Source organism: Zhongshania guokunii (genome assembly GCF_040892635.1).
GTDB lineage: Bacteria > Pseudomonadota > Gammaproteobacteria > Pseudomonadales > Spongiibacteraceae > Spongiibacter > Spongiibacter guokunii.
Genome location: NZ_JBFRYA010000005.1, coordinates 49727 through 62244, shown reverse-complemented (window position 1 = coordinate 62244; position 12518 = coordinate 49727). Strand labels below are relative to the sequence as shown.

Annotated in this window: 11 protein-coding genes; 3 read left to right on the top strand and 8 right to left on the bottom strand. The window is 53.6% G+C overall.

Annotation, left to right across the window (positions count from 1 at the left end):
• Positions 1 to 31: 31 nt before the first annotated feature.
• From AB4876_RS07045 to ahpC, 5 genes are all read right to left on the bottom strand, one after another.
• Complete coding sequence (locus tag AB4876_RS07045; protein WP_368380950.1) at positions 32 to 583, bottom strand: RNA polymerase sigma factor; 552 nt, start codon at positions 581 to 583, stop codon at positions 32 to 34.
• On the bottom strand, positions 576 to 1397 hold the full coding sequence (locus tag AB4876_RS07040) for a hypothetical protein (RefSeq protein WP_368380949.1): 822 nt from the start codon (positions 1395 to 1397) through the stop codon (positions 576 to 578). Before AB4876_RS07040 ends, AB4876_RS07045 begins: the two co-directional genes overlap by 8 nt.
• A complete protein-coding gene (locus AB4876_RS07035; protein WP_368380948.1) occupies positions 1394 to 3175 on the bottom strand; it encodes a vWA domain-containing protein in 1782 nt (593 codons plus the stop codon). The genes AB4876_RS07040 and AB4876_RS07035 overlap by 4 nt, the downstream gene beginning before the upstream one ends.
• 163 nt (positions 3176 to 3338) lie before the next feature.
• Positions 3339 to 4934: an alkyl hydroperoxide reductase subunit F gene (ahpF, locus tag AB4876_RS07030; RefSeq protein ID WP_368380947.1), complete on the bottom strand. Its 1596-nt coding sequence runs from the start codon at positions 4932 to 4934 to the stop codon at positions 3339 to 3341.
• 79 nt (positions 4935 to 5013) lie between these two features.
• Complete coding sequence (gene ahpC, locus AB4876_RS07025; protein ID WP_008252550.1) at positions 5014 to 5583, bottom strand: alkyl hydroperoxide reductase subunit C; 570 nt, start codon at positions 5581 to 5583, stop codon at positions 5014 to 5016.
• Positions 5584 to 5731: 148 nt separating this feature from the next.
• Between ahpC and oxyR the strand changes: the two genes are divergently transcribed.
• Complete coding sequence (oxyR, locus tag AB4876_RS07020; RefSeq protein WP_368380946.1) at positions 5732 to 6622, top strand: DNA-binding transcriptional regulator OxyR; 891 nt, start codon at positions 5732 to 5734, stop codon at positions 6620 to 6622.
• A 59-nt stretch (positions 6623 to 6681) separates the two neighbouring features.
• Here the strand turns inward: oxyR and AB4876_RS07015 are convergent, their stop codons facing one another.
• The 3 genes from AB4876_RS07015 to AB4876_RS07005 all read right to left on the bottom strand — a co-directional run bounded on the left by AB4876_RS07015 (position 6682) and on the right by AB4876_RS07005 (position 8360).
• Positions 6682 to 7197: a DUF1993 domain-containing protein gene (locus AB4876_RS07015; RefSeq protein WP_368380945.1), complete on the bottom strand. Its 516-nt coding sequence runs from the start codon at positions 7195 to 7197 to the stop codon at positions 6682 to 6684.
• A 115-nt stretch (positions 7198 to 7312) separates the two neighbouring features.
• The gene (locus AB4876_RS07010; RefSeq protein ID WP_368380944.1) at positions 7313 to 8062 is read right to left on the bottom strand and encodes a pteridine reductase; all 750 of its coding nucleotides are present in this window, start codon (positions 8060 to 8062) and stop codon (positions 7313 to 7315) included.
• A 43-nt stretch (positions 8063 to 8105) separates the two neighbouring features.
• Positions 8106 to 8360 carry a hypothetical protein gene (locus AB4876_RS07005; protein ID WP_368380943.1) on the bottom strand — a complete coding sequence of 85 codons (255 nt, stop codon included), beginning with the start codon at positions 8358 to 8360 and terminating at the stop codon, positions 8106 to 8108.
• 227 nt (positions 8361 to 8587) lie between these two features.
• Here AB4876_RS07005 and AB4876_RS07000 point away from each other — a divergent pair, with 227 nt between their 5' ends.
• The gene (locus tag AB4876_RS07000; protein ID WP_368380942.1) at positions 8588 to 10183 is read left to right on the top strand and encodes an ABC-F family ATPase; all 1596 of its coding nucleotides are present in this window, start codon (positions 8588 to 8590) and stop codon (positions 10181 to 10183) included.
• Between the two features lie 236 nt (positions 10184 to 10419).
• On the top strand, positions 10420 to 12468 hold the full coding sequence (locus AB4876_RS06995) for an oxidoreductase (protein ID WP_368380941.1): 2049 nt from the start codon (positions 10420 to 10422) through the stop codon (positions 12466 to 12468).
• Positions 12469 to 12518: the final 50 nt, after the last annotated feature.

Below are 12518 nucleotides of genomic sequence, written 5' to 3'. Positions count from 1 at the left end.
CAACTCACATATACTTAACATTCTAGAGAGTTCACCCCACCAAACACTGGTCTATATAGGCTCGTAACCGCGACCGTATTTGCGACATAAATTCTCGGGTAGCGCCGTAACTGCGGCCGAGTAATTCTGCTACTGAGCGCAGGTCTAGTTCATCATCAATCACCCACGATAGCGCTTGGGCGCCTTCGGGGTAGTCTCGGGTAAATACCGACATTTGTCCTGCGATACAGGCTTGCAGCCGCGCTTCGTCGTAGCTTCCAGATTCGATCTCCCAGTTATCGTCATAGGTTTCTGTATTTTCTTTACTCGCTTGTCGGTAGCGGTCCGCCAATTTTGAACGAACCACCGACCACAGCCACCCTCGCCCTTGCCCACTCGGAGTGAAGCCATCGCAGCGTTTAATAAAAGCGAGAAAGATGTCGTGCATCAGGTCTTCTGACTCTGATTCTGGCACACCACGCAGTTGTAAGAAGCGGGTAAATTTTCCAGAAAATTCTGTATAGAGCTGGGTTACGGCGTGTTTGCGCTGGGCACCTCCGGCCTGAAGATCCACAATAAGCGCGTCGACCTCAGCATTATTCATTGCGGTCACCGCGCAGCGTTTCGACTACCTCTAATTTAAATTCAATTCGCTGAGCAATTGGCCACGGTTTATTCCGCTCAGACTCTGGCAAGGCTTGCTGCCAGCGCTGCGCATCTGCTTCGCTATTAAGCTGCAATAGCCAATGACCGGCGTTGGCGCCCTGTTTTAACGATATACCCTCTCCGGCAAGTTCGCTTAGCGTCTGCCACTGCTTGTCAGTTACCACTAGGCGGAGTGCGACGACGCCCCCTTTCTGGCGGGCAGCCTGCTGTTGTTCATTCGCTTGCGGCGCCGCGGCAACGCGATCGCGTTGCGCCATTGCGCTGCTCATTTCAGCCGCTTCGTTTTTAGCAGCATCCGCCAGATACTGCTCGCCAGACATTGCCTCGGCCCTCGGTTCGATCATCTCCTCTTCCGCTATGTCTTTACGCATTTGTGGCGTTGCGGCCATCATCTTAAATTGCGCAGAGTCCGAATCTGCTGCACTGCGCAGTGCCTGCCGTGTTGGGCCCTTGAAAACCGACAGATCGAGCATAATCGCCAAGCCAGCTAACACCGCCGCGGCATAGCCGTAGCGATGTAAATTTCGGCCACGTTTCGGCTTAGGCTGTTGATGCGTAGCTTGTTGGTAAAGGTCTTCTTGCTCGATACGTCGATGCAGGCGCTGCAGTGCCAGCTGGTCTAGCTCGCTAGACTGCTGCGATGCACTAAGCCCAGATTTGATCGCGGCCATAATCGCTTGCTCTCGAGCTGACTCACACTCGCTCGGATTTTTAAGCTGGGTGAGCCAGTCTTCGATATTTTTCTCTTTCACTCTTGGGCGATCCTAGTAGTGGTAAGCCTTTCGATTAGACCAATAAATTCGCTGCGTTTGTCATCTGGCATAAGCGGCAATACCGCTCTTGCGCGGCGCAAGGCTGCCGCGTAGCTGGCTGAACCCGCATGCTCAGACTGCGACAACACCAAACTAAACTCCGCTACCGCTGAGGCCCAGCGAAGATCTGGCGTAGCTGACTCGACTGCCTTGGCCCGTGTTGTCATAGCATGCGCAAATTCAATGCCTTTGTCGCCATCTGGCTGCTTGTAGCGAATTTTGACAAAGCCTAGCTCCATTGCCTGACTACCCGCACTGCGAACTGTTGGGTAGCGACGTTCAATATCTGGCGCGGCGCCGTTACCTGTGGGAATGATTTCGTAGAGCGCGACCACCGAGTGGCCTGCGCCTATTTCGCCAGAGTCCTTTTTGTCGTCCCTAAAATCTTCGGCGTTCATTACTCTAGATTCATAGCCTAACAGCCGGTACTCCGCTACCGCAGCCGGATTAAACTCCACCTGCACTTTCACGTCTTTAGCCGCAATGTGTAGGGTGCGACTTAGCTCGGAGCCAAACAAGCGCTGGGCTTCGGCGTCAGAATCCAAATAATGCGCAACGCCGTTACCGGCCTCGGCCAAGATCTGCATTTTCGCGTCTTGATAATTGCCAGTGCCCATGCCAATCACCGACAGAAATACGCCGCTGGCGCGCTGCTTCTCGATCATTGCTTTTAGCTCGCCGTCGCTGCTGGCGCCAACATTAAAGTCGCCGTCGGTGGCGAGAATCACTAGGTTAGTGGCCTTGCTATCAAACTGCTTGCGGGCAACATCATAGGCCAAGGCGATGCCTGCACCACCGGCGGTAGAGCCACCTGCGCTAAGATTGGCCAAGGCCCGCTGAATGCGATTAGATTCGGTAACTGGCGTGGGCGGCAATACCACTCCGGCACTCCCCGCGTAAGTCACAATCGCAACCTGATCATCTTGCTTTAAATTCGAGAGCAAGGTTTGAAAGCTGCGGATAAGCAGCGGCAATTTATTGGGGCTATTCATAGAGCCCGAGGTGTCGAGTAAAAATGTGATGCGTGCGCCGCGCTCACTGCTAGCGGTGGTGTCCACCGCCTTCACGCCGATCATGGCAATGCGGTGCGCAGGGTTCCACGGCGCTACCGCGTAATCTGACATCACCGCAATAGGATGCTTGCCTGTTGGCGCAGGGAAGTTGTAATCAAAATAATTTACCAGCTCCTCTAATCTCACACTGGCGGGCACGGGGATTTGGCCGTTATTGATTTGACGACGCATATTAGCGTAGCTCGCCGAATCCACCTCAAGGCCAAAGGTGGATAGCGGCGATAGCGCCACCGACAAAAAGCGGTTCTCAGTTTTGGCGGCATAGCCTTCTCTATCTCGTGGGGCGATGCTCATTGAGGAATCCGTATCCGCGATAAAATGAGATCGCTGCCTGACCAGCATGGCGGACTCCTTTATTTGCTTAGCATGCGCAGCCGCTGCCTGAGCGCCAGCAAAATGTTCCGCAAGCATCTTTTCAGATGCCGGTTTGGGAGCTGCCAGGCCAATAGCAGATGTATAGGCCTCGTCCTTTACAGCACTCCGCTGCGGCTCAGCAAGCTCGTTTATCGCGTGGTGTTCGAATTCATTTGGGGCGGAAATTTCTGAAGTGCCCTGATTTTCTAAGAGTGAATCTTGTGGCCCTCGTAAAAATATAAAAGCTATCGCAAAGATAAAAAATAGTGACAAGCTGGCGGCGTATTTCATGTGGTTCTCCATGTGTCGCAAGATAGGTTTTGCTAATCGTCATATCTATAAACGCGCCGCCAAGGCAATTGTCAGGGTATTCGCTAAAATATTTTTTGGGTGGAGTTTAGGCAAAAAAAAGCCCCTCGGTGAGGGGCAACAGGGTGTTTATATCAAATAGAGGTTAAGCAGCTTGGTTTGCAATTTGCTCGGCGCTGTTTTCCAACACCGGCTGGCGAATCAAGTAGTCGAAGGCGCCCAAGGCGGCGGTTGCGCCACTGCCCACCGCAATCACAATCTGCTTAAAGGGCGTGGTGGTGACGTCGCCAGCGGCAAACACACCAGGCACCGAGGTTTCACCGCGCGCGCCAATTTCAATTTCGCCCCGCGGGCTAAGGTCTACCACCCCTTTTAAAAACTCGGTGTTGGGCACCAAACCGATCTGCACAAAGATACCCGCTAGACTAATGGTTTTGGTCTCGCCGCTTTGGCGGTCGGTATACGCCAAACCAATCACTCGGTCGCCGTCACCCAGCACTTCGGTGGTTTGGGCGCTGGTAATAATATCGACGTTCTTTAGTGAGCGCGCCTTGCGCTGCAAAACCTCGTCGGCGCGCAGCTTGCTGTCAAATTCCAACACCGTGACGTGGCCGGTGATTCCCGCAAGGTCGATGGCGGCCTCAATACCCGAATTACCACCGCCAATCACCGCAACCGATTTACCTTTAAACAGCGGGCCGTCGCAGTGCGGGCAGTAGGCCACGCCCTTACCACGGTATTCTTGTTCGCCGGGCACGTTCATTTCGCGCCAGCGAGCACCGGTCGCCAGCAACACCGAACGGCTACGCAATACCGAGCCACCCTCGACGGTGATCTCGATGCTGCCGTCGTCAGCTACCGATAAGCCGCTAGCTTGGTGGCCCGCCATAATATCCACATCGTAAGCGCCAACGTGGGCCTCGAGATTGGCGACCAATTTTGGTCCTTCGGTTTCGTTCACCGAAATAAAGTTTTCGATACTCACGGTATCTAATAATTGACCGCCAAACTTGTCAGCCAACACGCCAGTACGGATTCCTTTACGGGCCGCGTAGATTGCCGCAGAGGCGCCAGCGGGGCCACCGCCAACCACTAACATATCAAATATGTCTTTCTCGGCGAGTTTTTTAAGGCTTCTCGCACCGGCGTTTTTGTCCATCTTTTTTAAGATATCGGCCAAGCTAATACGGCCCTGAGAAAACTGTTGGCCGTTCATAAATACGGTTGGCACCGCCAGCACTTTTCGCGTTTCCACTTCGTTTTGGAACATCGCGCCGTCGATCATTTCATTGCGAATCTGGGGGTTGATCGCCGCCATCATATTTAGCGCCTGAACCACCTCGGGGCAGGTCTGGCAGCTCAAAGAAATGTAGGTCTCAAAACGGTATTCGCCGTCAAGATTGCGCACTTGTTCAATCAGCTCTTTATCTATCTTCATGGGGTGGCCGCCGCTGTGCAGCACCGCCAACACCAATGAGGTAAATTCATGACCAAGCGGCACGCCAGCAAACCGCATTTCGGTGCCACTGGCCACGGAACGCACGCCCATAGCGGGGCGACGCGCTTCCTTATCTTCACCCTGAGCCAGCGACACCAGCGGCGATAGCGCAGACACCTCGTTCATCAGGGTTTCAAGTTCCCGGGATTTATCTTGGCCATCGAGATACGCGACCAGCTCTACCGGTGTTTTTAGATTTTGGAGGTACGCCTCCAACTGGGTTTTCATTTTCGCGTCTAACATGGTGACTCCCGTGAACTTTAGAATTCGTTTTAAATTAAAAATTTAAATAAGGCCCCGCTAACGGGGCCAACATGGGGTATTAAATTTTGCCAACTAGGTCCAAAGAAGGAGACAGTGTCGCTTCGCCTGGCTGCCATGCGGCAGGGCAAACCTCGCCATCGTGCTCGGCAACATATTGAGCAGCTTGCACCTTACGCACTAGCTCTTTGGCTGAGCGGCCAATGCCAAGATCGTGAAGCTCGGCGACTTTAATTTCGCCCTCGGGGTTAATCACGAACGTACCGCGCAGTGCCAAACCATCTTCCTCGATCATTACGCCGAAATTGCGCGAGATCTTGCCCGTTGGGTCACCAATCATTGGGTATTGGATCTTGCCAATGGTGTCGGAGCTGTCGTGCCAAGCTTTGTGGGTAAAGTGGGTGTCGGTAGATACCGAGTAGACTTCTACGCCCATTTCTTGCAGCTGCGCGTAGTGGTCGGCCATGTCGCCCAGCTCGGTGGGGCAAACAAAGGTAAAGTCAGCGGGGTAAAACACCAGCACAGACCACTTGCCTAACAGATCAGCATCGCTAACGTCGACAAAATCGCCATTATGGTAGGCAGTGGCTTTAAAGGGCTGAACCTTGGTATTGATAATTGTTGGGAACATAGTGGCTATCCTTTGTGGTGGTAATCTTGAAAAGGCGGTGTGCCTTAAGCTCAGGACCCATACTAGGGAAGCGGAGATATAAGTTCTAATCGATGATTATTATGATTAAGATAGGTTTTACCAATCATAAAGTACGCAGGTATAGCCCATGGTCAAAATTAGAGACTTACAGTATTTAGATGCGCTGGCCCGCCATCAGCACTTTGGTCGCGCCGCAGAAGCCTGCTTTGTAAGCCAGCCCACCTTAAGCGGGCAAATAATGAAACTGGAGGAGCAGCTCGGACTCACGCTAATAGAGCGCCATCGCAAAAAGGTGATGCTCACCGCCGCCGGCGAAGAACTATTGCTTCGCGCCCGCCAAGTCTTGCGCGCCGCCAATGATTTTGAGGAGTCGGCCAAGGCGCTCTCTGACCCCCTTGCCGGCGACTTACATATCGGCCTAATCCCCACCGTAGCGCCCTATTTGCTTCCTCATATCATGGCGGACTTGAGTGCGAGCCTACCCAATATCAATTTTTACCTGCACGAAAATCAAACTGATGTTTTGCTCAAAAAACTCGACGACGGTGAACTAGACATACTGATTTTAAGTTGGCTAAACACCATGCAAGGCGTGGAGCGCTACGCGCTATTTGAAGAGCCGCTGGTGCTTGCGGTTCCCCACAAACATGCTCTCGCCAAAAAAGAGTCGGCCCTGCTCAGCGACCTTAACGGTCAGTGGGTACTCACACTGGAAGATGGGCACTGTTTGCGGGACGAGGCTCTAGACTACTGTTTTAGCGCCGGCGCCAAGGAAGACACCCGCTTTCAGGCTACCAGCCTAGAAACCTTGCGCTACATGGTCGCCAGCGGCATGGGCATTACCCTACTGCCCGCCCTAGCGGTGAAAGACAATGACAAAGACCTGCGCTATATCCACTTTACGGCGCCACTGCCAACTCGGGAGATATGCCTGCTAGTGCGGCCTAACTATTCACGAATGAGCTGCGTGCGTGCAGTGGTGGCCTCGATTCGACAATCCATGGCCGAGAGCTTTTAACAAGGCGGGCAGGCCTGCCTCAGCCCAGCCGCCCTGCGCTGAGCTAGGCACCGTAACGCTTACAAATCTTGAAAGGGAATCGCGCCGAGGTAATCCATCTTGCCCACTTCTACACCGTGATGGCGGAGAATCGCGTAAGCGGTACTAACGTGAAAATAAAAATTGGGAATCGCAAAGCGCTGGGCAAAATCCTTACCGAGCAAATACTTGCCTTCAAACCATGGCAATACTACTTTGCGCTCTGCCGCCCCTGCAAAATCTGCCTCGCTAAAGCCAGCCAAATAATCCTGCACCGACTTAATGCGCGCCTGTAGCTCGGCCATGGTGGTTTCAAAATCTTCGTGCTTAGGGGCGCTGTCGGCTTTGCCGGTTAGGCGCGCCACACTCAGCTTGGCCGCGTCGCAGCTAATTTGCACTTGGCGAATTAAATTAAATTGATCCAGCGCCAAACGCGAAGTTAGCAGTGCATCAACATCAATTTTTCTGCCCTCGGCGTATTCTGCACCCTTGTTCAAGATGGCGCTTAAATTAGACAACATTGTACTGAACTGCACGACAGTTAAATCGTAAAGCATGAACACACCTCGTTAGCATAATTGGGCAGCCCCCTAGGATGGCGGCTGGGTTTACAAATTCAATCCGGCTCTGCCGCTATTTTTGTTTTACCACACTCTTGTACGCGCTATACACCTAAATTGCTAGGCTGCGGCCGCCGTCAACGGCAATAATTTGACCGGTGATATAGGGCGCATCCGCCGCCAAAAACACCGCTGTTTTCGCAATATCACTGGCTTCGCCTTCGCGCTTTAGCGGCACCCGCTCAGTCAAAGCCTGCTTTTCTTGCTCCCAGTATGCCGAGGCGTGCTCTGGCCACAGAATATTACCAGGCGAGATCCCGTTCACCCGTATGTTTGGCGCCAACTCTAGCGCCAAAGACTGAGTCATCATCATCACCCCAGCCTTAGCCATGCAGTAAATACTGTGACTAGGCAGCGGATTTTTAGCGTAAATATCGACCAGATTAATGATGCAGCCAGCGCTATCGCGCAGCGCTGGTGCCAGAGCTTGAGAGAGAAAAAACGGCCCTTTGAGATTGCTGCCCATCAGCGCATCCCAATCCACCTCAGTCGCCTCGCCCATGGGCGTAGGGTAAAAGCCCGAGGCGTTATTCACTAATACGTCTACGCGCTGCCAAACCGCAAGCGCCGTGTCAGCAAGTGCCTGTACCTCGGCAAGCGAAGTCATGTCGGCGGCAATTGCCGTCGCCGAGTTTGCGCGCAGATCGTTTAAGCTGTCGCGCAGCCGTTCGGCCGCTGCGCTAGAGTGGCGGTAATGAATAATAATGCGATAACCGCGACTGTGAAGCTGGCGGCAAATTTCGGCGCCAATACGCTGGGCGCCACCCGTAATTAAGGCAACCGGCGCTGCTGTCACAGCCATTAGCGCATACTCCGCAGCCAAACATTGGCATGCTCAGCTGAAATCAAAATGCACCGCCATCAACGGGGCCAATCAGGCAGTCTATGCCCTCTTCCTTAATCGTGGCTTCTATTTCAAACAGGGCGTCGGCGTCTGATTCAAAGGCGTCTTCCCAAATTGTAGAATTATTGAATTGGTCAAAAACCTCTAGAATCCAGCTGCCATCGCCGTCTTCGTATATATCCACACGCACAGACTTGCCGTCTTTTTCAATCGTGCGGCACAGGGGGGACATTTTAATTTCGCTATTTTCGCTCATACTCACTCATCTCGGTTCGGCTAGCGCCACTTTTTGCACAACATACCGGATTTTTAAGACATTCTGAAATAATCAGTAAATATTCCACAATCTAGCCTTAAAATTGCGTACAACACGGCGCGCAGCGCCCCTTGCCCTCGACCTTTTAGGCCAAAACCCTTATAGTACGGCCCCCTTCTTTTCATGCTTCATCACAAATTACGTTTAACGCGTCCGGGAATAGCCTCTTGATCTCTACAGCAAATATCACCATGCAATTTGGTGCCAAGCCATTATTCGAAAACATCTCGGTTAAATTTGGCGGCGGCAACCGCTACGGCCTGATTGGCGCCAATGGCTGCGGCAAATCCACCTTCATGAAGATTCTCGACGGCAGCCTGAAACCCAGCTCCGGCAATGTCTCTATCGACCCCAATGAGCGCGTCGGTAAATTGCATCAGGACCAGTTCGCCTTTGAGCAATACTCGGTTATCGACACCGTGATCATGGGCCACACCGAGCTGTGGGAGATTAAACAAGAGCGCGATCGCATTTACTCGCTACCTGAGATGTCTGAAGAAGACGGTATGAAGGTAGCGGAGTTAGAAACCCAGTTCATGGAAATGGACGGCTACAGTGCCGAGAGCCGCGCTGGCGAATTTTTATTGGGCGCCGGTATCGAGCTCGATCTGCACTTTGGCCCCATGAGCGAAGTGGCGCCGGGCTGGAAATTGCGAGTACTGCTCGCCCAGGCCCTGTTCTCTGATCCAGATATCCTGCTGCTGGACGAGCCCACCAACAACCTCGACATCAATACCATTCGCTGGTTGGAAGACGTGCTGAACCAACGTAAAAGCACCATGGTGATTATTTCTCACGATCGCCATTTCTTAAACTCGGTATGCACCCACATGGCCGATATCGACTACGGCGAGCTGCGGGTTTATCCAGGCAACTACGACGACTTTATGACCGCCGCCACCGCTGCCCGCGAGCGCCTGCAGTCGCAAAATGCCAAAAAGTCTGCACAAATTGCTGACCTTCAGCAGTTTGTTAGCCGCTTCTCGGCCAACGCCTCTAAAGCCAAGCAGGCCACCTCGCGGGCCAAGCAGATCGACAAGATCCAGCTCGACGAGATCAAGGCCTCTAGCCGAACCTCGCCGTATATCCGCTTCAAGCAGGATAAGAAACTGCACCGCGCCGCACTGACCCTAGAAAACATTGGTCACGGCTTTGATGAGCCCTTGTTTGCCAAAGGCAGCATGATCTTAGATGCCGGCACTCGCCTTGCCGTTATCGGCGAAAACGGCGCGGGTAAAACCACCTTTCTACGTTGCCTAATGAAAGAGCTAGAAGCCAAAGAAGGCGTGGTCAAATGGGCCGAAAACGCCAGCCTCGGCTACTGCCCGCAGGACAGCACCGATGACTTTGACAATGATCTCAACTTGTTTGATTGGATGAGCCGGTGGCGCAAACCCCACCACGACGATCAGATTGTGCGCGCTACCTTGGGTCGTCTGCTGTTCTCTTCAGACGATTTTAACAAGAAGGCCAAAGTGTGTTCCGGTGGCGAGAAAAACCGTCTGTTGTTCGGCAAATTAATGATGATGGACACCAATGTCTTAATCATGGACGAGCCCACCAACCACTTGGACATGGAAGCGATTGAAGCCCTTAACTTGGCGCTGGAGCACTACGACGGCACCTTGATCTTCGCCAGCCACGACCGCGAGTTTGTATCCTCACTCGCAACCCGTGTGCTCGAAATCACCGACAAGAAGTTTAATGACTTCCAAGGCACTTACGACGAGTTCCTTGCACACGAATTAAGTAAAGCGAGCTAAGCTCCGCCCCCAGCAGTACGACTAAGAAGCGCAGCAACCGTCTCTTAGTCATACTGCTTAGCACTCCCCCCCCGCCCAGCACTGCCCAGATCTACACCCAACTTTGCATACCCGCCAGCAGCACCACACTTGGCACTGAAACCCAACACCACCTAGCTTATTGTAAGCTGCTCAAATATTGACACCGTCAACTTGAAGCGCTATCTTGACAACGTCTAGATAGCGAGAGCCCAGCCATGAGCACAGCAAACCAATATTACCCACACCTCCTTACCCCCCTCGACTTGGGCTTCACCACCTTAAAAAATCGGGTAGTGATGGGCTCTATGCACACTGGGCTCGAAGATCGCTTTTGGCAATTTCCTAAACTTGCTGCTTACTTCGCCGAGCGCGCCAAAGGCGGCGTTGGCCTAATGATTACCGGTGGCTACAGCCCCAACCGCAGCGGCTGGCTATACCCCGGCGCCAGTACCTTTAATTCGCGACTAGATATTCACAACCACCGCAAAGTCACCAAGGCAGTACACGCCGAAGGCGGCAAAATTTGCCTGCAAATTCTGCACGCCGGCCGTTACTCCTACCATCCGCTGTCGAAAACCGCATCGACCAGCAAGGCGCCAATCAATCCCTTTAAAGCCCGCGCCTTAAGCACCCGCGGCGTGGCCAGCACAGTTAAAGATTTTGCCCACACCGCATGGCTGGCCCAAAAAGCCGGTTACGACGGCGTCGAGATCATGGGCAGCGAAGGCTATTTAATTAATCAGTTTTTAGCGCCTGCCACCAATAAGCGCAAAGATCGCTACGGCGGCAGCCCAGAGAATCGCCGCCGCTTTGCGGTAGAAATTGTGGCGGCGGCCCGCAAAAAAGTCGGCCCCAATTTTATTATTATCTTCCGCTTGTCGATGATCGACTTAGTCCCCGACGGCTGCACCCGTGAAGAAGTATTAGACCTCGCCCGCGAGATTGAAGCCGCTGGCGCGACCTTGATCAACACCGGCATAGGCTGGCATGAAGCGCGAGTGCCCACTATTGTCACCTCGGTACCCCGCGCCGCGTTTAGCGAAGCCACTGCGGCAGTAACTCAGGCGGTCAACATTCCCGTCATTGCCTCTAACCGCATTAATATGCCGGATATTGCCGAGAATATTTTAGCCAGCGGCCAAGCTAATCTGGTGTCGATGGCCAGACCCATGCTCGCCGACTCTGAATGGGTAAACAAAGCCGCGGCCAATCGCAGCGACGAGATCAATACCTGTATCGCCTGCAACCAAGCCTGCTTAGACCACACCTTTCAAATGCAGCGCGCAAGCTGCTTGGTCAACCCCCGCGCCTGCCACGAGACCGAACTGATCTTTAAAACCGCGCCCAAGACCAAAAAAATTGCGGTGATTGGCGCCGGCCCGGCGGGCTTGTCCTGCGCTACGGCGGCGGCAGACTGCGGCCACGAAGTGCATTTATTTGATCAAGCAGACAAGATCGGCGGCCAATTCAACCTAGCCAAAACCATCCCCGGCAAGGAAGAGTTCGACGAAACCCTGCGCTATTTTGCCAAGAAGATTGAAACATCTGGAGTGAAGCTCACGCTCAATCACCGCGTTGAGAAATCCGAACTCAGCAGTGGCGGCTACGACAACGTTATCGTCGCCACCGGCGTCAGCCCTCGCGCACTCAATATTAAAGGTATCGACCACGCCAAAGTGGTTTCCTATATCGATGTATTGAAGGGTAATGTCACCATCGGTAAGCGAGTCGCGCTAATCGGCGCGGGCGGCATCGGTTTTGACGTGGCCGAATACCTCGCCCACGACCACAACACGGCGCTGCCACAAAGCATTGCGAGCTGGTCTGCCGAGTGGGGCATAGACCAAAACAGCAGCGCGCGCGGCGGCCTAGTCGCCGGCAACCCCGAGCCTTCGCAGCGAGAAATCTTTTTGCTGCAGCGCAAAACCACCGCACTCGGTAAAGATCTAGGCAAAACCTCTGGCTGGGTACACCGCGCCACGCTTAAAAACAAGGGCGTGAATATGCTAGCTGGCTGCAGCTACGACCTTATCGACGACCAAGGCCTGCACATCAGCCAAGACGGCGAGCAGCGCATACTAGAGGTCGACCACGTTGTTATCTGCGCGGGCCAAGAGCCACTACGTGAGCTTTACAATCCCGAAGCAGAGCAAGATGCTGATGCAAGCCAGCGCTACCACCTCATCGGCGGCGCCAATATCGCCTCCGAACTCGATGCCAAGCGTGCAATACGCGAAGGTGCCGAGCTAGCGGCGAGCCTCTAACGCCGGACGAGACCCGCACATCACAATCGGCGCGAACATGCGCCGATTGT

Bases quoted from the DNA above. Each gene is read 5' to 3' on its own strand.
- ahpF (WP_368380947.1), bottom strand. From the start codon at position 4,934: ATGTTAGACGCGAAAATGAAAACCCAGTTGGAGGCGTACCTCCAAAAT.
- AB4876_RS07005 (WP_368380943.1), bottom strand. From the start codon at position 8,360: ATGAGCGAAAATAGCGAAATTAAAATGTCCCCCCTGTGCCGCACGATT.
- oxyR (WP_368380946.1), top strand. From the start codon at position 5,732: ATGGTCAAAATTAGAGACTTACAGTATTTAGATGCGCTGGCCCGCCAT.
- AB4876_RS07015 (WP_368380945.1), bottom strand. From the start codon at position 7,197: ATGCTTTACGATTTAACTGTCGTGCAGTTCAGTACAATGTTGTCTAAT.
- AB4876_RS06995 (WP_368380941.1), top strand. From the start codon at position 10,420: ATGAGCACAGCAAACCAATATTACCCACACCTCCTTACCCCCCTCGAC.
- ahpC (WP_008252550.1), bottom strand. From the start codon at position 5,583: ATGTTCCCAACAATTATCAATACCAAGGTTCAGCCCTTTAAAGCCACT.
- AB4876_RS07045 (WP_368380950.1), bottom strand. From the start codon at position 583: ATGAATAATGCTGAGGTCGACGCGCTTATTGTGGATCTTCAGGCCGGA.
- AB4876_RS07010 (WP_368380944.1), bottom strand. From the start codon at position 8,062: ATGGCTGTGACAGCAGCGCCGGTTGCCTTAATTACGGGTGGCGCCCAG.
- AB4876_RS07035 (WP_368380948.1), bottom strand. From the start codon at position 3,175: ATGAAATACGCCGCCAGCTTGTCACTATTTTTTATCTTTGCGATAGCT.